This window comes from Stenotrophomonas maltophilia group sp. msm1, assembly GCF_032025805.1.
Lineage (GTDB): Bacteria > Pseudomonadota > Gammaproteobacteria > Xanthomonadales > Xanthomonadaceae > Stenotrophomonas > Stenotrophomonas hibiscicola.
This window is the reverse complement of the sequence record NZ_JAVSKH010000001.1, coordinates 1,306,433-1,329,148: the sequence shown is the minus strand read 5'-3', so window position 1 is coordinate 1,329,148 and position 22,716 is coordinate 1,306,433. Positions and strand designations below refer to the sequence as shown.

Sequence of the window (22,716 nt, the reverse complement as noted above, 5' to 3'; positions counted from 1 at the left end):
GATTGGACTGGTTTTGGGCAAAGCGACGCCATCGCCGAGCCTTCTGGCCCAGCGTCCCCTGGGGGCGTCTATTCGCGTGATTTACTGCGGGTAATGCCGAACGGCGCGCAGCGACAGAAACCCGAGCGCATGCGCCAAGCGGTTACTGCGAAATGAATGATTCTGAAACGGGCTTCAAGTGTTAACGGCAACTTTGCAGATCGTCAAGACTTTGACACGGCAAATCCTATTGCCGTGAAGCAGTTCACCATTTCGCGTGTTTATAAAAGAACTTCGTTATGCACACGTGACGAACTGCTGGCGCATGAAAATCGATGTAACTAGCGGGCGCGACAAGGGTTTCGCGCGCGCAAAGAAAAACCCGCCGGCAACGCGGCGGGTTTTCCATACGCGATGGCATTGCGCCGTGCGCGCAATGCTGCGATCAGCCGCACCACACCCGTGCGTTGCGGAACATGCGCATCCACGGCGAATCACCCTGCCATTCGGCCGGCGCCCAGCTCATGTTGAGCGCGCGCGGGGTGCGCTCGGGGTGCGGCATCATGATGGTGACCCGGCCGTCGCTGCTGGTGAGGCCGGTGATGCCATCCGGCGAACCATTCGGATTCAGCGGATACTGGCTGGCAACGTTGCCATGGCCATCAATGTAACGCAGCGAGACGCGGGCAGCGGCCTGGTCGACGGCCGTGTCGAACACTGCCTGGCCTTCACCATGCGCCACCGCCACCGGCAGGCGCGAGCCGGCCATGCCACGCAGCAGGATCGACGGCGACTCCACCACTTCCAGCAGTGCGGTACGGGCTTCGAACTGCTCGCTGGCATTGCGGCGGAACTGCGGCCAGTGCTCGGCACCCGGAATGATGTTCTTCAGCTGGCTCATCATCTGGCAGCCATTGCACACGCCCAGCGCGAAGCTGTCTTCGCGTGCGAAGAACGCGGCGAAGGCATCACGCAGTGCGCTGCGCTCCAGGATCGAGGTAGCCCAGCCACGGCCGGCACCGAGCACGTCGCCATAGCTGAAGCCACCACAGGCCACCAGGCCGGTGAAGTCCTGCAGCGCCACGCGGCCTTCGATCAGGTCGCTCATGTGCACGTCGAAGGCGCGGAAGCCGGCGCGTTCGAAGGCGTTGGCCATTTCGATCTGGCCATTGACGCCCTGCTCGCGCAGCACGGCCACGCGCGGGCGCGCACCGCTGCTGATGAACGGTGCGGCCACGTCTTCGTTGAGATCGAAGCTGAGCTTCGGCTTCAGGCCCGGTGCGTTGAAGGCACGTGCCACCTCGCGCTCTGCGTCGGCATTGGCCGGATTGTCGCGGCGCTTCTGCATCGCGTGGGTAACCGACCACCACGCGTCGAACAACGCTTCCCAGCGCCATTCGGCCAGGTTTTCGCCACCCAGCGACACGCGCACCACCGGTGCGGTGGTCGGCTTGGCGATGCGCTGCGCGCATTCGGTCAATGCATGGCGTTCGACAAGGTCGGCAAACGCGGCGCGGTCTTCGCGTGCGATCTGCACCACCGCACCCAGTTCTTCGTTGAACAAGCTGCGGAACGGATCGTCACCCCAGGCATCGAGGGTGATGTCCAGGCCCAGGCGCGAGGTGAAGGCCATTTCGCACAACGCGGCGAAGGCACCGCCGTCGCTGCGGTCGTGATAGGCCAGCAGCAGGCCGGACTGGCGCGCATCGCGGATCAGTTCGAAGAAACCCCGCAGGCGCTGCGGATCGTCCAGGTCCGGGGCGGCACCGGCAAAGGCCGGCAGTTCGCTGTGGTCGGCATGCACCTGGGCCAGGATCGAACCACCCAGGCGTTGCTTGCCGGCCCCCAGGCCGATCAGCCACAGCTCGCTGTCCACCTCCCGGTCGAGCAGCGGGGTCAACTGCTGGCGCACGTCGGCCACCGGCGCGAACGCCGAGATCACCAGCGACACCGGCGACACGCTCTTGTGCGCCTCACCCTGGTCGTGCCACTGCGCCTGCATCGACAACGAGTCCTTGCCCACCGGGATGCTGATGTCCAGCTGCGGGCACAGTTCCATGCCCACTGCCTTCACAGCGTCGTACAGCAGTGCGTCTTCGCCCGGGTGGCCGGCCGCGGCCATCCAGTTCGCCGACAGCTTGATCTCATCCAGCGCATCGACCGGCGCCGCGCACAGGTTGGTCAGCGCTTCGCCCACCGCCATGCGTGCCGAAGCAGCCGCATCGAGCAGGGCCAGTGGGGTGCGCTCGCCGATCGACATCGCCTCACCGGCGACGCCGTCGAAGTCGGCCAGGGTGATCGCAACATCGGCCACCGGCAGCTGCCACGGACCGACCATCTGTTCGCGTGCGGTCAGGCCACCGACGCTGCGATCACCGATGGTGACCAGGAAGTTCTTCGAGGCGACCGTCGGGTGCGCGAGCACGCGCAGGCCTGCTTCCTGCAGATCCAGGCCACCGGTCTTCAGCGCCGGCCAGCGCGGTGTCGGCGGGTGCGCAGTGTCGCGGTGCATCTTCGGCGGCTTGCCGAACAGCACGTCCATCGGCAGGTCGATCGGTGCGTCGGCCGGGGTGTGGCCCGGCACGGCGCCATAGGCCACCACCAGATGTTCCTCGGCGGTCGCCACGCCAACGGCAGCGAACGGGCAGCGCTCACGAGCACACAGCGCGGCGAACTCGGCCAGGCGCTCCTGGGCCACGCCCAGCACGTAGCGTTCCTGCGATTCGTTGCACCACAGCTGCATCGGCGACAGCGACGGATCATCGGTGGGCACCTTGCCCAGATCGATCACGCCGCCGACCCTGGAGTCGTGCAGCAGTTCGGGGATGGCATTGGACAGGCCACCGGCGCCGACATCGTGGAAGAACTTGATCGGGTTGTCGGCGCCCATCGCCACGCAGCGGTCGATGACCTCCTGGCAGCGGCGTTCCATTTCCGGGTTGTCGCGCTGCACGCTGGCGAAGTCCAGGTCCTCGGCGCTTTCACCGGAGGCCACCGAACTGGCGGCACCGCCGCCCAGGCCGATCAGCATCGCCGGGCCACCCAGCACGATGACCGCATCACCGGCCTGCAGCGGGATCTTGTCGACCTGCACGCGGTCGATCGCGCCGAGGCCACCGGCCAGCATGATCGGCTTGTCGTAGGCGCGCACCAGATCGGCGCCTTCGGGCAGTTCGAAACTGCGGAAGTAGCCGAGCAGGTTCGGGCGGCCGAACTCGTTGTTGAACGCCGCGCCACCGAGCGGGCCGTCGGTCATGATTTCCAGCGCCGGTGCCATGCGCGGGTTCAGCGCGCGCGGCGCCTCCCACGGCTGCGGCAGTTCCGGAATGCGCAGGTGCGAAACCGAGAAGCCGGTCAGGCCGGCCTTGGGCTTGCCGCCGCGGCCGGTCGCGCCTTCGTCGCGGATCTCGCCACCGGCACCGGTCGAGGCGCCCGGGAATGGCGCGATCGCGGTCGGGTGGTTGTGCGTTTCCACCTTGATCTGGAACGCGCTGGGCACCTGCGGCTCGCGGCGGTACTCGCCGCTGGCCGGATCCGGGCGGTAACGCGACGCCGGATGGCCTTCAATCACCGCGGCGTTGTCGCTGTACGCGCTGAGCGTGTGCTGCGGGGTCTGCTGGTGCGTGTTCTTGATCATCCGGAACAGCGAGCGGTCCTGCTCCTGGCCGTCGATGGTCCAGCTGGCGTTGAAGATCTTGTGGCGGCAGTGCTCGGAATTGGCCTGCGCGAACATCATCAGTTCCACGTCCGACGGCGACCGGCCCAGCGCAGTGAAACGCTCGCGCAGGTAGTCGATCTCGTCCTGGGCCATGGCCAGGCCGAGGCGCTGGTTGGCGGCCTCCAGCTGGTCCACTGGCACGCGCTCCAGTTCACCCCGGGCCGGTGCCGAGAACAGCGCCTGGCCCTGTTCCACGGTCTCCAGCACGGACTGCGTCATCGGGTCGTGCAGCGCCTTGACCAGCGCCTGCTGGGCGGCGGCATCGGCCGGCCAACCCTGCACGTCGATGCGCAGGCCACGCTCGACCCGGCTGACCGGCTGGCCGGCACCTCGGACCAGTTCGGTGGCCTTGCTCGACCACGGCGACAGCGTGCCCAGGCGCGGCACCACGATGCGGCTGACTGCGCCTTCGGCCACGGCTTCGGCCTGCGGCGCCGCTTCGAGGATGCGGCACAGCGTGGTCAGGTCGGGGGCGGCGCTGCCTTCGGGCTGCACGAAGTAGACGTGCCAGGCACCGCTGATGCGCAGGGAGGGAGCGATGGACTGCAGGCGGGATTCAAGACGTTCGCGGCGGAACGGCGACAGGGCGGGCGCGCCCTCGAGGACCATCATGTCCGGGGAACCGTAGTTGGGAAACGGGCCCGACATTGTACCGGAAGCGGGGGAAGGGCTCTGGCCGGGCGGCGCCCGGCACCCGCCGAGGCCAGGGCAACGGCAACAGCAACAGCAAGAGCTGGCTTCCTGTGGGCTGGCGGGGCGGTGGGGGCCAGCAGGACACGCCGTAAACCCATCCATGGGGGCTCGATGGCGCCATCCATGGCGCCAACGGTCCTGCTGGCCCCCACCACCCCGCCCCCGACAGATTTCCGCGATCTGCGGCCATGCGTGAATGCTCCCCGGTAGTGCCGGCCGCTGGCCGACACCCAGGAAATGTCAGAAATCAGGCATTGAAGAGCGCAGCGACCGGCTTTTGCCTTTGTTTTTTCTTCTGTCTTTCGTGGCTGGCCGCGCAGGAACCTGTCCGTGGCCGGGCGGGTGGGCTGCGCAGGGGCGTGAGCCGCATGGATGCGGCGACCGAGCTTACATGGACGTACTTGCAGCGTCCCCTGCGCAGCCCACCCGCCCGGCCAACCCCCAGAAATCCGCTGTTCGCGGAAAGCCCCAGCCACGAGGGGCTCCGCCGATGGCCGCCGACCGCGCGCAGCGCGCTCTCCGCCCGATTCCCCGAACCATGCGCTTGCTCACGGATTGACCACGCAATTGATGACAACGTTGTCCCCACCTGGTGCCGGACTCTCTCCCCGGCCTCCCAGGTGCCCTCCGTCCGGCCCCTCCGTCGCCTTCCCCGGCGATGCCCGGACCTGCGTCACGCGCGGCGCCATCGGGGCCCGCGCGCCCTTTGATCGGAGACTTACCCATGTACGACCCGATTGTGCGCAGTGCCGAACGTTCGACCCGAAGCTGTCGTCCCCGCCGCCTGGCCTGGCTGCTTGCCTTGGCCGCCGGTGCCGCCGTCCTGCCCGGCCTGGCGCAGGCCGCCAGCTGTGCCGGGGTGGCCGAATGGGACCAGGCCAAGATCTACCGGGCCGGCGATACCCTGCAGAAAGGAGGCGTCCTCTATCGGGCGAACCAGGACATCTGGAACGCGCCGCCGGACCATCCGGCCGGCGCGCCCTACTACACCAACCTCGGCGCCTGCGATGGCGGCGGCGCCAACCAGCCGCCGGTGGTCAGCCTGACCTCGCCGGCCAACGGTGCCACCTTCAGTGCCGGCAGCACGGTGAACGTGACCGCCACCGCCAGTGATCCAGACGGCAGCGTCGCCAAGGTCGAGTTCTTCCGCGATGGCAGCACGCTCGGCGTGGCCACCAGTGCGCCGTATGCGGCCAGCTGGGCCAACGCCAGCGCCGGCAGCCACACCCTGCGCGCGGTGGCCACCGACAACAACAACGCCACCACCAGCACGGCGACCATCACCATCACCGTCAACGCCGCCAGCGGCGACACCACCGCGCCGAGCGTGCCGGGCGGGCTGGCGGTCGGCACCCGTACCGCCAACAGCATCGCGCTCAGCTGGAGCCCGTCCACCGACAACACCGGTGGCAGCGGCGTGGCCGGCTATGACGTGTACCGCAACGGCAGCCTGGTCGGTTCACCGTCCAGTGCCAGCTACGTCGATGGCGGGTTGACTGCATCCACCACCTACCGCTACCGCGTACGCGCCCGCGACAATGCCGGCAATGCCTCAGCGCAGGGCACCGAGATCAGCGCCACCACGCTGGCCGGCGACGGCGGAACCACCGGCAAGCGGGTCATCGGTTACTTCACCCAGTGGGGCATCTACGGCCGCAACTACCGGGTCAAGAACATCGACAGCAGCGGTTCGGCCGCGCGCCTGACCCACATCAACTACGCGTTCGGCAACGTGCGCAACAACCGTTGCGAAGTGGGCGTCACCCAACCCTCGGATCCGAACAGCGGTGCCGGTGGCGATGCTTTCGCCGACTACACCAAGGCCTTCAGTGCCGCCGAGAGTGTCAGCGGCAGCGCCGACACCTGGGACCAGCCGCTGCGCGGCAACTGGAACCAGCTCAAGCAGCTCAAGGCCAAGTACCCGAACCTGAAGGTACTGATCTCGCTGGGTGGCTGGACCTGGTCGCGCGGCTTCTCCAGCGCAGCGCGCCCGGAGAACCGCCAGGCCTTCGTCGCCTCGTGCATCGACGCGTACATCAAGGGCAATCTGCCAGTGACCGACGGTGCCGGTGGTGCCGGTGCCGCGCTGGGTGTGTTCGACGGCATCGACATCGACTGGGAATACCCGGTGGCCTGCGGCATCGAATGCGGCAAGCCGGAAGACAACGCCAACTTCACCGCGCTGATGGCCGAGTTCCGCCGCCAGCTCGATGCGGTGCGTCCGGGCCTGTTGCTGACGGTGGCGGTGGGCGCCGGCATCGACAAGATCCGCGTCACCGATCCGGCCGCGTACCACCCGTACCTGGACTACATCAACGTGATGACCTACGACTTCCACGGCGCGTGGGATGCGAAGACCAATCACCAGTCGGCACTGTTCGATTCGCCCAATGATCCGTCCACCGGCGACCAGAAGCTGTACAACAGCAACGACGCCATTGAGGCCTTCATCAGCCGCGGCGTGCCCGCGGCCAAGCTCAACCTGGGCATCGGCTACTACGGGCGTGGCTGGACCGGTGTGGCCAACGCCAACAACGGCCTGTACCAGACCGCGACCGGCGCTGCCCCGGGCACGTATGAAGCCGGCATCGAAGACTGGAAGGTGCTGAAGAACCTGGCGTGGCCGGGCTACACCGACAACACCGCAGGTGCCACCTGGATCTACAACGGCAGCACGCTGTGGAGCTTCGACACCCCGGCCAACATCACCCGCAAGATGGGCTACGTGAAGACCCAGGGCCTGGGCGGCGCGTTCGTCTGGGAGTTCAGTGATGACGATGCGCAGGGCACGCTGACCAAGGCGGTCAGTGATGGCCTGAAGTAAGAAAAAAGCCGGGGGTGCTGCGCGCCCCCGGCTTCCTACCTGTAGAGCCAAGCCCATGCTCGGCTGCGGAAACATCAGCCGAGCATGGGCTCGGCTCTACAGAAACAAGGTCGGTCGCGTCAGCGCTTGGCCGACAGCTTTTCCAGCGCCGCACGCAGCTGTGCCGGCGGCAGGTAGCCCCCCAGCTGGGTGCCGTCCGGCGCGAAGATCGCCGGCGTGCCGTTCACGCCCAGCTGCTGGCCCAGTGCGTACTGCATCGCCACCGGGTTGGTGCAGTTCTTTGCCGGCACGCTGCCACCGCGCTTGGCGTTGGTCAGTGCCTGGCGGCGATCAGCCGCACACCAGACCGAGATCATGTCGGTGTAGTCCTTGCTGCCGAGGCCCATGCGCGGGAATGCCAGGTACTCGACGGAGATGCCGTTGCGGTTGAGCTCGGCGATGTCCTGGTGCAGCTTGCGGCAGTAGCCGCATTCGATGTCGGTGAACACGCTGATGGTGTACTTGGCGTTCGGTGCGGCAAACACGATGCGGTCGCCATGGTTGGCCTTGGCCAGCAGATCGCGGCGGTAGCCGAGCAGGCCTTCGCTGTTGGCCGGGCCCTTGGCACGGGTGTCGTAAGGCTGCGACTGGAACAGGTAACGGCCATCATCGGACACGTACAGGAGCTGGCCGGAGACCACCACTTCACGGAAGCCCGGGAACGGTGCGGCACCGATGTAATCCACCTGGAAACCGGGATTGAGCGCGGTCAACGCGGCACGTACCGCCTGGTCGGCCGACGCGTTGGCGGCGGGGGCAGCCTTGGCCGCAGCGGCAGCAGCAGGCGCCTTGGCGGCCGGCGGGGCCGGCTGGGCGCAGGCGGTCAGGCTGAGCGCACCGAACACGGCGGCGATGGCAAATCGGAGCATGGAACGATCCGCGACAGAAGAAGACCCTGGATTCTGACACAGCCGGCGGTACCGGACAGCGGCACCGCCCATGGCTTGTGGCCGGGATTCAGGGGCCTGCTCAGCCGCGCGGATGGTGGCGGGCGTGCAGCTTCTGCAGGTGCTCGCGCGCTACCAGGGTGTAGATCTGGGTGGTGGACAGCGAGCTGTGGCCGAGCAGCATCTGCAACGCGCGCAGGTCGGCACCACGGTTGAGCAGATGGGTGGCGAAGCTGTGGCGCAGGCCGTGCGGGCTGATCCGCGCCGGGTCGATGCCGGCCACCTGCGCATGGCGCTTGACCAGGTGCCAGAACGCCTGCCGGGTCAGCGCATGCAGCGACGGCTCGATGAACAACGGCGTCTGCCCATCGGCCAGCGCCTGCACTTTGCCCTTCCCGACCAGCTGCGGCCGCGAGTGCTGCAGGTAGCGCTCCAGCCAGTGCTGGGATTCCTCGCCCAACGGCACCAGCCGTTCCTTACTGCCCTTGCCGGTGACCCGCAGCACGCCCTGGCGCAGGTTGACCGCAGTCGCGGGCAGCAGCACCAGCTCGCTCACGCGCAGGCCGGCGGCGTACATCAGTTCCAGCATGGCGCGATCGCGCAGGCCCAATGCGCTGTCGGTATCGGGCGCTGCCAGCAGCGCGTCGATCTGGCTTTCGGCCAGCGCCTTGGGCAGCAGCCGTGGCAACTTCGGCGGGTCGAGCAGCGCGCTGGGATCCTCGCTGCGTTCGCCGCGGCGCACGCCATCGGCGAAGAACGCCCGCAACGCCGACAGCAGGCGCGCATTGCTGCGCGGCGACCAGCCATGCCGGGTGCGCCAGGCCAGATACTCGAACAGTCCGGGGCGCTCGATGCCGGCCAGGCCACCGTCGCGCCCATCCATCCAGCGCGCCAGCCCTTCCAGATCGCGCCGGTAGCTGTCGAGGGTGGCGCGGGCCAGGCCGTTCTCGGCCCAGATCGCATCAAGGAAGCGCTGGATGCGTGCGCTGTCGTCGGCGCGCAGTTCGGGCAGTTGCTGGACCAGCTGGCGGCGTTCGGCGGGGGTGGAAACATGGGCCATGCGTGCAGGATACGGGGGCCACTGCGGGCACGGCCAGCTTTGCGTATGCTCGACGCATGTCCCAGCCTGCCACCGACACGGCCTCTGCCGCTGCTGCCGAAATGCCCCATCCGCGCGCATTGTTGCTGTGGCGCATGCTGGCAATGGTCTACGACGCACTGCCGGTGCTGGCACTGTGGATGCTCGCCGGCACGCTGTTCACCCTCGCCTACACCCTCAGCGGCCACGCGCAACGCGAGAACATCGCGCCATTCAGTGCCTGGCAGTGGCTGCTGTGGGCGGTGTGCTGGGCGATCACGGGGTGGTACGCCACGGCCAGCTGGCGCCGCGGCGGACAGACGCTGGGCATGCGTCCATGGCGGCTTAAAGTGCAATCGAGCGATGGCACGCCACTGCGGCGCAACCAGCTGTGGCTGCGCTTTGCGGTAGGTACGCTGTCACTGCTGCTGGGCGGGCTGGGATTCTGGTGGGCGTGGGTCGACCGTCAACGCCTGACCTGGCACGACCGCGCCAGCGGCACCCGTCTGGTGCGCATGCCGAAACGGTGATGCACGACCTGTAGAGCCGAGCCCGTGCTCGGCTGGCAGGCGGTGCGCAAAAGCAGCCGAGCATGGGCTCGGCTCTACAGAATCCAGCACGCTGGGCCGGGATGCTGGTGGTCCTGGCACGGATGCCGAAGCGGTGGATTGCCCCGGTAGCGCCGGGCATGGCCCCGCGCTACCAGAATCAACCCGACTTGCGCCGGAACAACAGTCCGGACACCGCCAGCATCACGATCGGCGGCAACGCATAGGCAATGCGGTAGTCGAACTTCAACGCGCCGGCCATGCGCCCGAAGAACAGCTGCAGCAGCCAGAAGCCCAGCGCGAACAGGATGCCCAGGAACAGGCGCTTGCCCATGCCGCCGCTGCGCAGCGAACCAAACGCGAACGGCACTGCCGCCAGGCACAGTGCCAGCACGTTCACCGGGTAGAACCAGCGGCTCCAGTAGACATCCTCGAAATCGCGCGCATCCAGCCCGTTGCGCTGGCGGTAGGCAATGCTGGTGCTCAGCTCGGCAACGCTCAGGTTGCGCGGCTTGGCGATGCCGGTAGCCAGTGCCGCCGCATCGAGATTCGAGTTCCACGGCTCGCGCGCCACTTCCTGGCGGGTCGCCGAACGCTCGCCGAAGGTGTCGCGACGCACCCCGGTCAGCACCCAGCCGTCCTTGTCGTGCTCGGCGGTGGCGGCATGGGTCAACGAGGCGATCCCTCCGTTCCCGGCAATGCGGTAGAGACGCACGTCGCGCAGGATCAGGCGGGTGCCCTTTTCACCGACCAGCTGCTCCTCGCCGCTCTGCGCGTTGAGGAAGGTATCGCCTTCGCGTGCCCACAGGCCGGAGTAGCGGCTGGTCGCGATATCCCGGCCCCACTTGGCGCTGGACTTCAGCGCATCGGCGCGGTCCTGGCCCCAGGGGCCCAGCGTCTCGGCGCTGAGCACCATCACCGCGGTCAGCAGTGACAGCGCGATCGCCACCGAAACGCTCAGGCGCTTGCGCGACAGGCCCAGTGCACGCAGCGCGGTCAGTTCAGAGGTCGCTGCCAGCTGGCCCAGGCCCATCAGTGCGCCGATCACCGCGGCCGTGGGGAACATCGTGTAGGCGCGGCGCGGCACCGTGTACAGCACCCAGGCGGCGGCATGGCCCAGCGTATAGCCGTTCTTGCCGATGTCCTTGAACTCGCCGGAGAAGGCCATCACCACGTCCAGGCCGACCAGCACCGCCCAGGTCAGCAGCACCGTGGTGAACACCGACCGGCCCAGGTACAGGTCGAAACGCATCGGGCGCAGCCTCATGCGCGGGCTCCCTTCGGGTGGCCCAGGCGGCCATCACGTGCATACATCCAGATCGCCAGCGCCAGCAGCGGCACCGTCAACCACCACAGGCCCAGCGCGGCCGGAATCTTGCCGTTGGCAATCCAGCCACTGCCGATGAACATCAGGTTGGTACCCACCATGTAGGCCATCAGGGCCAGCATCATGCGGCCATAGCGCTGCTGCCGCGGCGAACTGCGGCCCAGCGGCACGGTCAGCAGGGCGAACGCCAGCGCGATCAGCGGCGGTGCGATGCGACGGTGCAGCTGCGCCTGCGCCTGCGGGCGCGCATCGCCGATCAGCTTCAGGGTCGGCATCAGTTCCGGGTCGTCCTCGGTGCGGGTCTGTGCGCCGTCGGGCAGGGCCACGTCATTGCGGGCGAAGGTCGCCAGCCGGTAGTCGAGCCCACCGGCCACGGGCCCTTCCACCTGGTGGCCATCATCCAGTTCCAGGAAGCGCTGGCGGGTGCCCTCGAAGTACATGCGGCCACTGTTGGCCGAAACCACTTCCAGGCGATCATCCTTCTGCCGCTGCAGGAACACCTTGCCCAGCTGGGTGCCGTCGGGCGAGATCGAGGACAGGTAGACCACGCCGCCGTTGGGCAGCGGCGTGAAACGGCCCGGCTCCAGGCCGGCCATCAGCACGCTGCGGTTGGCCTCGATGACCATCTGCTCTGCCACCCGGCCGGCCCACGGGCCCAGCCACAGCGAGCAGGCGCCGACCAGCAGCACCACCGGCACCACCAGCATCAGCAGCGGCCGCAGCAGCCGCTTTGGGCCTACCCCGATCGCGGTGATGACCGCCATCTCCGAGTCGCGGTACAGGCGGGCGATGGCCAGCAGCAGGCCCAGCATCAGCGCCAGCGGCAGGATCAGAGGCAGGTAGGCGATGAACTGCAGGCCCAGCTGCGAGAACAGCAGCTTGGCCGGCAGGCGCCCGTCGGCGATGTTGCCGAGGATGTCCACCAGCACGCCGCCCACGCTGACCACCAGCAGGACGATCAGGGTAGCCAGGAAACTCTGGACGAAATCGCCCAGCAGGTATCGGTCGAGCTTCAGCATGGGGCGGTGGTTTAAACTCTGGGGTTCGTTCGCGGTGCCGCCCAGTCTACTGTCTGGGCGTAAACGGCCTGCGATTGTACGGACTCGCCAATGGAATCTGCTCAATGGCCCTCGAATTCACCCTGAACCACGTTGCTCCGGCCGCCGCCACCGTTGATTGCCTGGTGGTCGGCGCGTATGCCGACCATACCCTGACCCCGGCCGCGCAGGCGCTGGATGCCGCCAGCGGTGGCCGCCTGGCCTCCCTGGCCCAGCGTGGCGACCTGTCCGGCAAGACCGGCGCCACCACCCTGCTGCACGACCTGCCGGGCGTGAGCGCGCCGCGCGTGCTGGTGGTCGGCCTCGGCGACGCCGCCCGCTTCGGCGTGCCGCAGTACCTGAAGGCCGTGGGCGACGCCGTGCGTGCTTTGAAGGCCGGCGCTGCCCGCAGCGCACTGTTCACCCTGTCCGAAGTGGCAGTGAAGGACCGCGACGCGGCCTGGGCGATCCGCCAGGCGGTGATCGCCGCCGATCACGCCGCCTACCGCTACACCGCCACCCTGGGCAAGAAGAAGGCCGACGACGCCGGCCTGGCCCAGCTGGCCATCGCCGGTGACGACGCGCAGGCCCTGGCCCAGGGCCAGGCCATCGCCGCCGGTGTCGAGTTCGCCCGCGAGCTGGGCAACCTGCCGCCGAACTACTGCACCCCGGCCTACCTGGCCGAGGTGGGCGTGAAGTTCGCCGGCGAGCATGACGGTGCCGAAGCCGAGATCCTCGACGAGCACCAGATGGAAGCGCTGGGCATGGGCTCGCTGCTGGCCGTGGCCCGTGGCTCGGCCAACCGCCCGCGCCTGGTCGTGCTGAAGTGGAACAATGGCGGCGACGCCAAGCCCTACGTGCTGGTCGGCAAGGGCATCACCTTCGATACCGGTGGCGTCAACCTGAAGACCCAGGGCGGCATTGAAGAGATGAAGTACGACATGTGCGGTGGCGCAAACGTCATCGGCACCTTCGTCGCAGCGGTCAAGGCCAAGCTGCCGCTGAACCTGGTGGTGGTGGTGCCGGCGGTGGAAAACGCCATTGACGGCAATGCCTACCGCCCGTCCGACGTGATCACCTCGATGTCGGGCAAAACCATTGAAGTGGGCAACACCGACGCCGAAGGCCGCCTGATCCTGTGCGATGCGCTGACCTACGCGCAGCGCTTCGAACCGGCGGCGCTGGTCGATGTCGCCACCCTGACCGGTGCCTGCATGGTCGCCCTGGGCCACCAGACCGCCGGCCTGATGAGCAAGCACGACGACCTGGCCAACGAGTTGCTGGCCGCCGGCGAGCAGGTATTCGACCGCGCCTGGCGCCTGCCGCTGTGGGACGAATACCAGCCGATGCTGGATTCGACCTTCGCCGACGTCTACAACATCGGCGGCCGCTGGGCCGGTGCGATCACCGCCGGCTGCTTCCTGTCGCGCTTCGCCGAAGGCCAGCGCTGGGCCCACCTGGACATCGCCGGCGTGGCCAGCGATGAAGGCAAGCGCGGCATGGCCACCGGCCGCCCGGTGGGCCTGCTGAGCCAGTGGCTGCTGGACCAGGCCGCCCGCGCCTGATGCCGTACCCGACCCTGGCCGGCAGACGCCGGCCCGGGCCTCGCCCGGCACCGCCGGAACCCTGCCTGACCCGGACCCTGCCATGCCCCGCGCCGACTTCTACCTGATCGCCAAGCCCCGTTTCCTGACCGAGCCCCTGCGCCTGGTCTGCGAGCTGGCGCGCAAGGCCAACGATGCCGGGCTGTTCACCCTGGTACTGGCCCGCGACCAGGCCCAGGCCGAGGAGCTGGACGAACTGCTGTGGGCGTTCGACAACGATGCCTACATCCCGCACCAGATTGCCGGCGAAGACATGGACGAGGAAGAAGCCCTGGTGCTGATCGCCGTGCCCGGCACCGAGGCACCGGTGCGTCCGCTGGTGATCAACCTGCGCGACGAGCCCTGGCTGGGCCAGTGCGAGCGCGTGCTGGAAGTGGTTCCGGCCGATCCGGAAGCGCGCGAACCGCTGCGCGAACGCTGGCGCCAGTACAAGGCCGCCGGTTACGACCTGAACAAGCACGACATGTAAGCGCGCCCCGGTCCCTTGATGGGCCGCCGCCGCGCCCTGATCCTTCAACGATTACCTCCTGGTTCCCCCGCATGACCCAACTCGCCTCCAGCTACGACCCGACGTCCTTCGAGACCGACCTCTACGAGGCCTGGGAGAAGGCCGGCCACTTCAAGCCGTCCGGCAAGGGCGAGCCCTACACCATCCTGCTGCCGCCGCCGAACGTGACCGGCACCCTGCACATGGGCCACGCGTTCCAGCAGACCCTGATGGACGCGCTGGTGCGCTACCACCGCATGCGCGGCTACGACACGCTGTGGCAGGTCGGTACCGACCACGCCGGCATAGCGACCGAAATGGTGGTCAGCCGCAATCTGGCGCTGGAGGGCAAGGGCGAGACGCGCGATTCGCTGGGCCGCGAAGGCTTCATCGGCAAGGTCTGGGAGTGGAAGCAGCAGTCCGGCGACACCATCGAGCGCCAGATGCGCCGACTTGGCACTTCCGCCGACTGGTCGCGCAGCACCTTCACCATGGACCCGCAGCCGTCGGCGGCGGTCAACGAAGCCTTCGTGCGCTGGTACGAGCAGGGCCTGATCTACCGTGGCCAGCGCCTGGTGAACTGGGACCCGGTGCTGAAGACCGCCATTTCCGACCTGGAAGTGGAGAGTGCCGAGGAAGACGGCTTCCTGTGGTCGATCGCCTACACGTTGGATGAAGGCCTGAGCTACGAGCACGTCGAGCGCGATGCCGATGGCGTGGAAACCCTGCGCGAAATCCGCGACTACCTGGTCGTCGCCACCACCCGTCCGGAAACCCTGCTGGGCGATACCGCAGTGATGGTGCACCCGGAAGACGAACGCTACGCGCACCTGATCGGCAGGAACGTGGTGCTGCCGCTGACCGGCCGCCGCGTGCCGGTGATCGCCGATGATTACGTGGACCGCGCGTTCGGCACCGGCGTGGTCAAGGTCACCCCGGCGCATGATTTCAACGACTACGAAGTGGGCGTGCGCCACAGCCTGCCGATGATCAACCTGTTCACGCCGGTGGCAGCGCTGAACGAAAACGCGCCGGAGCGCTTCCAGGGCCTGGACCGCTATGAAGCGCGCAAGGCCGTGCTGGCCGAACTGGAAGACCTGGGCATCCTGATCGAGACAAAGGCGCACAAGCTGCAGGTGCCGCGCGGTGACCGTACCGGCCAGGTGATCGAGCCGTACCTGACCGACCAGTGGTTCGTGAAGATGGACGACCTGGCCAAGCGTGGCCTGGAACTGGTCGAGGACGGTTCGATCTCCTTCGTGCCGCCGAACTGGATCAACACCTACCGCCACTGGATGAACAACATCCAGGACTGGTGCATCAGCCGCCAGCTGTGGTGGGGCCACCGCATCCCGGCGTGGTTCGATGCCGCCACCGGCAGCTGCTATGTCGGTCGCAGCGAAGAGGAAGTGCGCGCCAAGAACAACCTCGGCAGCGACGTGGTGCTGAACCAGGAAAGCGACGTGCTGGAGACCTGGTTCTCCTCGCAGCTGTGGCCGTTCTCCACCCTGGGCTGGCCGAATGAGCAGGCCATGGCCGAGCGCGGCTTCGACCGCTACCTGCCATCGTCGGTGCTGATCACCGGCTTCGACATCATCTTCTTCTGGGTGGCGCGCATGATCATGGCCACCGACAACCTGGTCGGAAAGATCCCGTTCAAGGACGTCTACTTCACCGGCCTGATCCGCGACGGCCAGGGCCAGAAGATGTCCAAGAGCAAGGGCAACGTGCTCGACCCGCTGGACATCATCGACGGCATCACCATCGACGACCTGGTCGCCAAGCGTACCGGCGGCCTGATGCAGCCGAAGATGGTGGAGAAGATCGAAAAGGCCACCCGCAAGGAATTCCCGGACGGCATTGCTGCCCACGGTGCCGATGCGCTGCGCTTCACCATCGCCGCGCTGGCCACCCACGGCCGCGACATCAAGTTCGACATGAATCGCGCCGAGGGCTACAAGAACTTCTGCAACAAGCTGTGGAACGCCAGCCGCTTCGCCCTGATGAACACCGAAGGCGCTGCGTTCACCGGCGTGCCGAAGCCGCGTACCGATGCCGAGCGCTGGATCCTCGCGCGCCTGGCCGCCACCACCGCCGAAGCGCAGGGCCATTTCGCCGCCTACCGCTTCGACCTGCTGGCGCAGTGCCTGTACGAGTTCGCCTGGAACGCGTTCTGCGACTGGTTCCTGGAACTGAGCAAGCCGGCACTGAACGGTGCAGACGCCGCCGACGCCGAAAGCACCCGCCACACCCTGCTGTACGTGCTGGAAGCACTGCTGCGCCTGCTGCACCCGCTCACGCCGTTCATCACCGAACAGCTGTGGCAGCAGCTGGCCTTGCGCCTGGGCCTGACCGAAACCACGCTGTCGCTGCGCCCGTACCCGACCGCCGCCGAGTTCGAAGGCGATTTCGCCCAGGCCGAGGCCGACGTGGAATGGCTGAAGGCGGTGATCAGTGCCGTGCGCCGCGTGCGCAGTGAGCTGAACGTCGCGCCGTCCAAGCTGGTGCCGCTCCGCCTGCAGGCCGGCCTGGCGCAGGACCGCGTGCGTATTGAACGCTTCAGCGCCTCGCTGTCGTTCCTGCTGAAGCTGGACAGCGTCCAGTGGCTGGCCGAAGGCGAAAGCGCACCGCCGGCGGCCGCCGCGATCGTGGGCGAGCTGAAGCTGCTGGTGCCGCTGGAAGGCCTGGTCGATCTGGACGCCGAGCGCGCACGCCTGGACAAGGAGATCAAGCGCGTGGAAGGCGAGCAGGAAAAGAGCGAAACCAAGCTGGCCAGGTTCACCGACAAGGTTCCACCGGCGGTGGTCGAGCAGGAGCGCGTGCGATTGGCCGATTGGAACACCCAGCTGGCCGGCCTGCGCGAACAGCGCGCGAAGCTGTAACACCTCGCCCTGGTGGGTGCCAACCAAGGTTGGCACCCAGCAAACCCGGAACATTTTCCCGGCATGGCATCATCACCGGATGCCGCTTTCCATCTTCCTGCTGGTCCTCGCCGCTGCGGCACTGCATGCCAGCTGGAATGCGATCGTCAAACGCGGGCCGGACAAGTTCCTCGGCACCGTGCTGGTGACCGGCAGCGCTGCGCTGCTGTCGGCGGTGGCCCTGCCCTTCCTGCCGTTCCCGGCCGCGCAAAGCTGGCCCTGGCTGGCTGCATCCGTGCTGCTGCAGGTGACCTACTACGGGCTGGTCGCACGCTGCTACCAGCGGGTCGACATGAGCCTGGCCTATCCGCTGATGCGTGGCAGCGCGCCGATCTTGGTCGCACTGGCGGGCTCCCTGCTGGGCGAGCAACTGCCCCCGGCGGCGTGGCTGGGCGTGGTGCTGGTGAGCACCGGCATCCTGTGCATGGCACTGGGTGCACGTGGCGGCCAGCTGCGCCTGCCGCTGCTGACTGCGGCGATGATCGCCACCTACACCCTGGTCGATGCGCACGGCGCGCGCGAGTCCGGCAGCGCGCTCAGCTACACGCTGTGGTTGTTCCTGCTGTCGGGCATTCCGCTGCCGCTGTGGGCGTTGTACACCCGCGGCGGCGCGGTATTGGACTATGCGCGGCAGCATTGGCCACTGGGCCTGGCCGGTGGCGTCGGCACCACCGCCTCCTACGCGATGGCGTTGTGGGCCATGACCCAGGCACCGGTGGCGATGGTCTCGGCGCTGCGCGAATCCTCGATCCTGTTCGCGTTGCTGATCTCGGTATTCGTGCTGCGCGAGCGGATTCCGCGTGCGCGCTGGCTGGCAGCGGCGTTGATTGTGGGTGGCGTGCTCGCACTGCGGATGGCGTGAGAGAAGCGTGCCAACCAAGGTTGGCGGCTAGCGGTAGTGCCGGCCGCGGGCCGGCACCCTTCTCCGTCACAACGGCGGCATCGCCTGCAGGTCACCATCGACCAGCTCGATCGCCATCACCACCGCGTCCTCGCGGCCCTGTGCGGCCGGGTAGTAGCGCGGGCGGCGGCCGATCTCGTTGAAGCCTTCGCTGTGGTACAGCGCCAGCGCCGGCGTATTGGACGGACGCACTTCGAGGAACACACGCTGTGCCCCCCGGTCGCCAGCCAGCTGTACCAGCGCGCGCAGCAGTTGACGACCCAGCCCACGCGACTGCGCCAGCGGATCGATGCAGATGTTCAATACATGTGCCTCATCGGCCGCGATGCTGAGCACCCCATAGCCGATCAACTGGCCATCGCGCTCCATGGCCAGGCCGGGATAGCCCGCACGCAGGCAATCGACGAAGATGCCGCGGGTCCACGGAAACGGATACCCGCGTACCTCAATCGCCATCACCGCGTTGAGGTCACTCTCGCGCAGCGCGCGCAGGCTGACCGGACCAGGCTGGCTGACCGCACTCACGGTGCGCCCCGCTTGCGCAGGGCACGCAGCTGCGGCCACAGCGCGCGCTTGGCGGCGGGATCCTGGCGCAGCTGGTCCAACGGCCAGCTGTCCATCAGCGCCTGCGTGGCCGGATCATTGGGATTGCAGCCGGACGCGCGCAGCAAGGCGATCTGCAGGCGATCCGGCAGCCGCACCACCGGCTGCCGGGCATTGCCGCCGGGCAGCGGGCGGGCCGCCGCCGGCGCGGTATCCGGTGCGTTGACCGGGGTCTGGCGACGTGGTGGCGCCTGGCGTTCCTGCCGGGAAACCGGTGTTGGCGCAGCCAGAGGTTCGCGCGCGGGCGCGGTGGGTGCCCGCGCCTGCTCCACCGCTGGCGCGGCAGCCGCCTCGGCTTCGGCCACGCTCAGCTGCAGCGCGGCGTCCAGCTCGGCGGCCAGCTGGCCGTCGTGATAGACGGTGTAGCCCATGGCCTGCAGCCAGGCCTGCTGGGCCGGAGACCACAGCACGGGCAGGTCCTGGCTCACGCGGCCTCGGGCTTCTTGCGCAGGCGCTGCACGGCCCACATCACCGGGCCGGACAGGGCGTACAGGATGCCCACCGCGAACAGCACGCGCGGCAGGTCGATGACCGCGATGGCGATGGCCACTGGTACCAGGGCCAGCACCAGGAACGGCACGCGGTCGGAACGGGTACCCTTGGCGCCGCCGCCCTTGAAGCTCCAGAAGCGGATGCGGCTGACCATCAGCAGCGCCGCGATGATCGTCACCGCCAGCGCCACGTAGCGCAGCTGGTTGCCGTCCCAGCCCAGGTTGCCATCTGCGAACGCCCAGACGAAGGACATCATCAGGCCGGCCGCGGCCGGGCTGGCCAGGCCGACGAACCAGCGTTTGTCGACCACCGCCACCTGGGTATTGAAGCGGGCCAGGCGCAGTGCCGCGCAGGCCGCGTACAGGAACGCTACGGCCCAGCCAACGCGGCCGAGCAGCGGATCGTCGAACTTCAGCCACGACAGCGACCAGTGATACATCACCAGCGCCGGAGCCATGCCGAAGCTGACCAGGTCGGCCAGCGAGTCGTACTGCACGCCGAATTCGCTGCTGGTGCCGGTCAGGCGCGCCACGCGCCCATCCAGCCCATCCATCACCGCCGCCACGAACACGGCGATGCTGGCGTTGACGAAATCCCCATTGGCCGCGGCGATGATCGCGTAGAAGCCGGCGAACAGTCCGGCAGTGGTGAACAGGTTGGGCAGCAGGTAAATCGTGCGCGAACGCGGCGGCGGTGTGATCGGGTCCATGGAATCCAGTTTAATCGACTTGCCAGTGCTCGGCGCCAATGCTGCAATCGGCGTTCTACGCCCATTCCGCGGAGTTTGCCATGCGTGCCCTGTCCTGCCTTGGATGCCTGCTGCTGCTGGCCAGTGCCAGCGCCGTGGCTGGCCCGGTCTATAAATGGAAGGACGCCCATGGCGTGACCCAGTACTCGGAGACCCCGCCGGCCGGCAAAAAGTACGAGACCCGGGAGCAGGCGCGCAGCCCGCAGACTGCAGCCAGCACCCAGACTCCGGCTGCACCGGTGCCCGAGCAGTGCAGCACCGCCCGTGCCAACCTGGCCTTGCTGGATGGTGGCGGCCAGGTGATGCAGGACGCCGATGGTGATGGCAAGGCCGATACCCCGTTGAGCCCGGAGCAGCGCACCGCGCAGAAGGGGCTGGCGGAGGCCGCGATCAAGGCGTACTGCCCACCGGCAAGTTAAGGGGGTCGGCAGGGCTGCGCCCTGCACCTGCAGAGGCTGCATGCAACGGCAACGGCAACGTCAAAAGCGGGCATTCCGTGGAATGGCGGGGCGGTGTCGGATTGCGGGGACGCCGCAAGTACGTCCATGTAGGCTTGGCAGCCGCATCCATGCGGCTGACACCCCGCAATCCGACACCGCCCCACCCCCGACAGATTCCCGGTGGCCAATAGATCCACGCCATGCGTGGATGAAATCTGTCAGATCTCGAATTGAATCCGGGATCAGATCCGTTTTCCTGCGGAAAACGGATCTGACCCCATCCGCATGTCCAACAGATCGCGGGGCCTGTCAATGGCGGGGTGGGTCCGGTTGCGGGAGTGTCCGCGGCATGGATGCCGCGGCCAATCCCCCAGGGATGGGTTTACGGCGTCTCCCGCAACCGGCCCCACCCCGCCATCCCACGGGAAGCCCGCTGTTGCTTCGGCTGTTGCTTCTGAGGTTGCCGGCCAGCGGCCGGCACTACTGCGGGTGCAAGGCGCAGCCCTGCCGATACCCCTCCCCCCGGCCGGGCTGGCAGAATAGGCGTCTCTGCCGTTATCCGAAGCCGACGATGCGCCTCTCCCAGTTCCACCTGCACACCACCAAGGAAACCCCCAGCGACGCCGAGCTCACCAGCCACCGGCTGATGCTGCGCGCGGGCATGATCCGCAAGCTGGCATCGGGCCTGTACACCTGGTCGCCGCTGGGCCTGCGCGTGCTGCGCAAGGTCGAGCGCATCGTGCGCGAGGAAATGGACCGCGCCGGTGCCGTGGAATTCCAGATCCCGACCATCCAGCCGAAGGAACTGTGGGAGCAGACCGGGCGCTGGCAGAAGTTCGGCCCGCAGCTGCTGAAGATCAAGGACCGCAAGGACCAGGTGTTCTGCTACAGCCCGACCGCCGAGGAAGCCGCCTGCGACTTCGCGCGCAGCGAGCTGTCCAGCTACAAGCAACTGCCGGTGAACTTCTACCAGGTACAGACCAAGTTCCGCGACGAGATCCGCCCGCGTTTCGGCGTGATGCGTTCGCGCGAGTTCCTGATGAAGGACGCCTATTCGTTCCACCTGCACGACGAGTGCCTGGTGCGCGAATACGAGAACATGAAGTCGGCCTACAGCCGCATCTTCACCCGCCTCGGCCTGGACTTCCGCATGGTGCAGGCCGACTCCGGCGCAATCGGCGGCGATGCGTCGCAGGAATTCCACGTGATCGCCGATTCCGGTGAAGACGCGCTGGTGTTCTCCACCGGCTCGGACTACGCGGCCAACATGGAAGCGGCGATTGCCGCCGATCCGGCGCCGCGTGCGGCCGCCAGCGAAGCCATGCGCAAGGTCGACACCCCCACCCAGAAGACCTGCGAGGAGGTCGCGGCCCTGCTCGGCATCGACCTGCAGCGCACGGTGAAGTCGGTGGCGCTGATCGCGGGTGAAGGAAAGGCACAGCAGTTCGTGCTGGTACTGGTGCGCGGTGACCATGAAGTCAACGAGATCAAGCTGGCCAAGGTTGCCGGCCTGGACGAACAGCGCTTCGCCAGCGAGGCGGAAATCGCCGAGCATCTGGGCAGCGTGCCGGGCTTCCTCGGCCCGGTCGCCCCGGCCAAGCCCATACGCGTGGTCGCCGATCGCGAAGTGGCGGCGATGTCGGACTTCGTCGTCGGCGCCAACGAAACCGGCTTCCACCTGGCCGGCGTCAACTGGGGCCGCGACCTGCCGGAACCGGAAGTGGCGGACATCCGCAACGTGCGTGCCGGTGACCGCGCACTGGACGGTGGCGAACTGAAGATCGCCCGTGGCATCGAAGTCGGCCACGTGTTCCAGCTCGGTCGCAAGTACGCCGAAGCGCTGGATGCCACCGTGCTGGATGAAAACGGCAAGGCGGCGGTGATGGCGATGGGCTGCTATGGCATCGGTATCTCGCGCGTGGTAGCTGCCGCGATCGAACAGAACCATGACGACGCCGGCATCATCTGGCCGGACGCGATGGCGCCGTGGCAGGTGGTGGTGTGCGTGATCAACCCGAAGGGCGATGCTGCCGTGGCCGACGCTGCGGCCAACCTGTTGCAGGAACTGCGCGATGCCGGCCTGGACGCGGCGCTTGACGATCGCGGCCTGCGCCCGGGCGCGATGTTCGCCGACATGGAACTGATCGGCATCCCGCACCGCGTGGTGGTCAGCGAACGCGGCCTGGCCGCCGGTACCTACGAATACCGCTCGCGCCGCGCCAGCGAAGCGGAAAGCCTGGACAAGGCCTCCCTGCTGCAGCGTCTGCAGGGCTGATCAGGAAAAAGACCGGGCCCTGCCCCGGTCTTTTTTTTCTGCCGCGGTCTTCCCCGATATTGCAGCGGACATAATCCGGTCAAAATCACCGCGACGGCGCCTGCATGCCGCCACG

Annotated in this window: 16 protein-coding genes; 8 read left to right on the top strand and 8 right to left on the bottom strand. The window is 67.7% G+C overall.

Going from position 1 to position 22,716, the window contains the following annotated elements; translation table 11 throughout:
- Nucleotides 1-424: 424 nt before the first annotated feature.
- Entirely contained in the window at nucleotides 425-4,309 is a 3,885-nt protein-coding gene (gene purL, locus ROV95_RS05905) for a phosphoribosylformylglycinamidine synthase (RefSeq protein WP_154081343.1), read from the bottom strand.
- An 805-nt stretch (nucleotides 4,310-5,114) separates the two neighbouring features.
- Between purL and ROV95_RS05900 the strand changes: the two genes are divergently transcribed.
- Nucleotides 5,115-7,214 (top strand): glycosyl hydrolase family 18 protein, encoded by a 2,100-nt coding sequence (locus tag ROV95_RS05900; protein ID WP_312543477.1) that lies wholly within the window; start codon nucleotides 5,115-5,117, stop codon nucleotides 7,212-7,214.
- 119 nt (nucleotides 7,215-7,333) lie between these two features.
- Here ROV95_RS05900 and ROV95_RS05895 read toward each other — a convergent pair whose 3' ends face one another.
- Both ROV95_RS05895 and xerD read right to left on the bottom strand, forming a co-directional pair.
- Complete coding sequence (locus ROV95_RS05895) at nucleotides 7,334-8,122, bottom strand: DsbC family protein (RefSeq protein WP_021203463.1); 789 nt, start codon at nucleotides 8,120-8,122, stop codon at nucleotides 7,334-7,336.
- Between the two features lie 100 nt (nucleotides 8,123-8,222).
- Nucleotides 8,223-9,200: a site-specific tyrosine recombinase XerD gene (gene xerD / locus ROV95_RS05890; protein ID WP_021203464.1), complete on the bottom strand. Its 978-nt coding sequence runs from the start codon at nucleotides 9,198-9,200 to the stop codon at nucleotides 8,223-8,225.
- Nucleotides 9,201-9,256: 56 nt separating this feature from the next.
- On the opposite strand from xerD, the gene ROV95_RS05885 reads away from it, so the two are divergent.
- A complete protein-coding gene (locus ROV95_RS05885; protein WP_312543475.1) occupies nucleotides 9,257-9,748 on the top strand; it encodes an RDD family protein in 492 nt (163 codons plus the stop codon).
- 178 nt (nucleotides 9,749-9,926) lie between these two features.
- Here ROV95_RS05885 and lptG read toward each other — a convergent pair whose 3' ends face one another.
- Nucleotides 9,927-11,033: an LPS export ABC transporter permease LptG gene (lptG, locus tag ROV95_RS05880; protein WP_134735590.1), complete on the bottom strand. Its 1,107-nt coding sequence runs from the start codon at nucleotides 11,031-11,033 to the stop codon at nucleotides 9,927-9,929.
- On the bottom strand, nucleotides 11,030-12,112 hold the full coding sequence (gene lptF / locus ROV95_RS05875; protein WP_019660993.1) for an LPS export ABC transporter permease LptF: 1,083 nt from the start codon (nucleotides 12,110-12,112) through the stop codon (nucleotides 11,030-11,032). The genes lptG and lptF overlap by 4 nt, the downstream gene beginning before the upstream one ends.
- Before the next feature lie 104 nt (nucleotides 12,113-12,216).
- Here lptF and ROV95_RS05870 point away from each other — a divergent pair, with 104 nt between their 5' ends.
- The 4 genes from ROV95_RS05870 to ROV95_RS05855 all read left to right on the top strand — a co-directional run bounded on the left by ROV95_RS05870 (nucleotide 12,217) and on the right by ROV95_RS05855 (nucleotide 18,004).
- Nucleotides 12,217-13,695 (top strand): leucyl aminopeptidase, encoded by a 1,479-nt coding sequence (locus ROV95_RS05870; protein WP_312543473.1) that lies wholly within the window; start codon nucleotides 12,217-12,219, stop codon nucleotides 13,693-13,695.
- A gap of 82 nt (nucleotides 13,696-13,777) precedes the next feature.
- Nucleotides 13,778-14,203, top strand: a complete 426-nt coding sequence (locus tag ROV95_RS05865) for a DNA polymerase III subunit chi (RefSeq protein ID WP_019660991.1) — start codon at nucleotides 13,778-13,780, stop codon at nucleotides 14,201-14,203.
- Nucleotides 14,204-14,274: 71 nt separating this feature from the next.
- Nucleotides 14,275-17,103 (top strand): valine--tRNA ligase, encoded by a 2,829-nt coding sequence (locus ROV95_RS05860; protein WP_312543471.1) that lies wholly within the window; start codon nucleotides 14,275-14,277, stop codon nucleotides 17,101-17,103.
- A gap of 79 nt (nucleotides 17,104-17,182) precedes the next feature.
- Complete coding sequence (locus ROV95_RS05855; RefSeq protein WP_312543470.1) at nucleotides 17,183-18,004, top strand: EamA family transporter; 822 nt, start codon at nucleotides 17,183-17,185, stop codon at nucleotides 18,002-18,004.
- Nucleotides 18,005-18,070: 66 nt separating this feature from the next.
- Here the strand turns inward: ROV95_RS05855 and rimI are convergent, their stop codons facing one another.
- From rimI to pssA, 3 genes are read right to left on the bottom strand one after another with little or no spacing between them, the layout of a single operon-like run.
- Complete coding sequence (rimI, locus tag ROV95_RS05850; protein WP_019660988.1) at nucleotides 18,071-18,568, bottom strand: ribosomal protein S18-alanine N-acetyltransferase; 498 nt, start codon at nucleotides 18,566-18,568, stop codon at nucleotides 18,071-18,073.
- A complete protein-coding gene (locus ROV95_RS05845) occupies nucleotides 18,565-19,074 on the bottom strand; it encodes a hypothetical protein (protein ID WP_058980477.1) in 510 nt (169 codons plus the stop codon). The genes rimI and ROV95_RS05845 overlap by 4 nt, the downstream gene beginning before the upstream one ends.
- Nucleotides 19,071-19,847, bottom strand: coding sequence for a CDP-diacylglycerol--serine O-phosphatidyltransferase (gene pssA, locus ROV95_RS05840; RefSeq protein ID WP_019660986.1), 777 nt, complete (start codon nucleotides 19,845-19,847; stop codon nucleotides 19,071-19,073). Before pssA ends, ROV95_RS05845 begins: the two co-directional genes overlap by 4 nt.
- Before the next feature lie 80 nt (nucleotides 19,848-19,927).
- On the opposite strand from pssA, the gene ROV95_RS05835 reads away from it, so the two are divergent.
- Together ROV95_RS05835 and ROV95_RS05830 are read left to right on the top strand one after the other, a co-directional pair.
- On the top strand, nucleotides 19,928-20,305 hold the full coding sequence (locus ROV95_RS05835; RefSeq protein ID WP_171953400.1) for a DUF4124 domain-containing protein: 378 nt from the start codon (nucleotides 19,928-19,930) through the stop codon (nucleotides 20,303-20,305).
- Nucleotides 20,306-20,897: 592 nt separating this feature from the next.
- Entirely contained in the window at nucleotides 20,898-22,601 is a 1,704-nt protein-coding gene (locus ROV95_RS05830) for a proline--tRNA ligase (protein ID WP_058981022.1), read from the top strand.
- The last annotated feature ends 115 nt before the right edge of the window (nucleotides 22,602-22,716 follow it).

Bases quoted from the DNA above. Each gene is read 5' to 3' on its own strand.
- pssA (WP_019660986.1), bottom strand. From the start codon at position 19,847: ATGGACCCGATCACACCGCCGCCGCGTTCGCGCACGATTTACCTGCTG.
- purL (WP_154081343.1), bottom strand. From the start codon at position 4,309: ATGATGGTCCTCGAGGGCGCGCCCGCCCTGTCGCCGTTCCGCCGCGAA.
- ROV95_RS05835 (WP_171953400.1), top strand. From the start codon at position 19,928: ATGCGTGCCCTGTCCTGCCTTGGATGCCTGCTGCTGCTGGCCAGTGCC.
- ROV95_RS05900 (WP_312543477.1), top strand. From the start codon at position 5,115: ATGTACGACCCGATTGTGCGCAGTGCCGAACGTTCGACCCGAAGCTGT.
- ROV95_RS05855 (WP_312543470.1), top strand. From the start codon at position 17,183: ATGCCGCTTTCCATCTTCCTGCTGGTCCTCGCCGCTGCGGCACTGCAT.
- ROV95_RS05895 (WP_021203463.1), bottom strand. From the start codon at position 8,122: ATGCTCCGATTTGCCATCGCCGCCGTGTTCGGTGCGCTCAGCCTGACC.
- ROV95_RS05870 (WP_312543473.1), top strand. From the start codon at position 12,217: ATGGCCCTCGAATTCACCCTGAACCACGTTGCTCCGGCCGCCGCCACC.
- ROV95_RS05860 (WP_312543471.1), top strand. From the start codon at position 14,275: ATGACCCAACTCGCCTCCAGCTACGACCCGACGTCCTTCGAGACCGAC.
- ROV95_RS05830 (WP_058981022.1), top strand. From the start codon at position 20,898: ATGCGCCTCTCCCAGTTCCACCTGCACACCACCAAGGAAACCCCCAGC.
- xerD (WP_021203464.1), bottom strand. From the start codon at position 9,200: ATGGCCCATGTTTCCACCCCCGCCGAACGCCGCCAGCTGGTCCAGCAA.
- ROV95_RS05885 (WP_312543475.1), top strand. From the start codon at position 9,257: ATGTCCCAGCCTGCCACCGACACGGCCTCTGCCGCTGCTGCCGAAATG.
- lptF (WP_019660993.1), bottom strand. From the start codon at position 12,112: ATGCTGAAGCTCGACCGATACCTGCTGGGCGATTTCGTCCAGAGTTTC.
- lptG (WP_134735590.1), bottom strand. From the start codon at position 11,033: ATGAGGCTGCGCCCGATGCGTTTCGACCTGTACCTGGGCCGGTCGGTG.
- ROV95_RS05865 (WP_019660991.1), top strand. From the start codon at position 13,778: ATGCCCCGCGCCGACTTCTACCTGATCGCCAAGCCCCGTTTCCTGACC.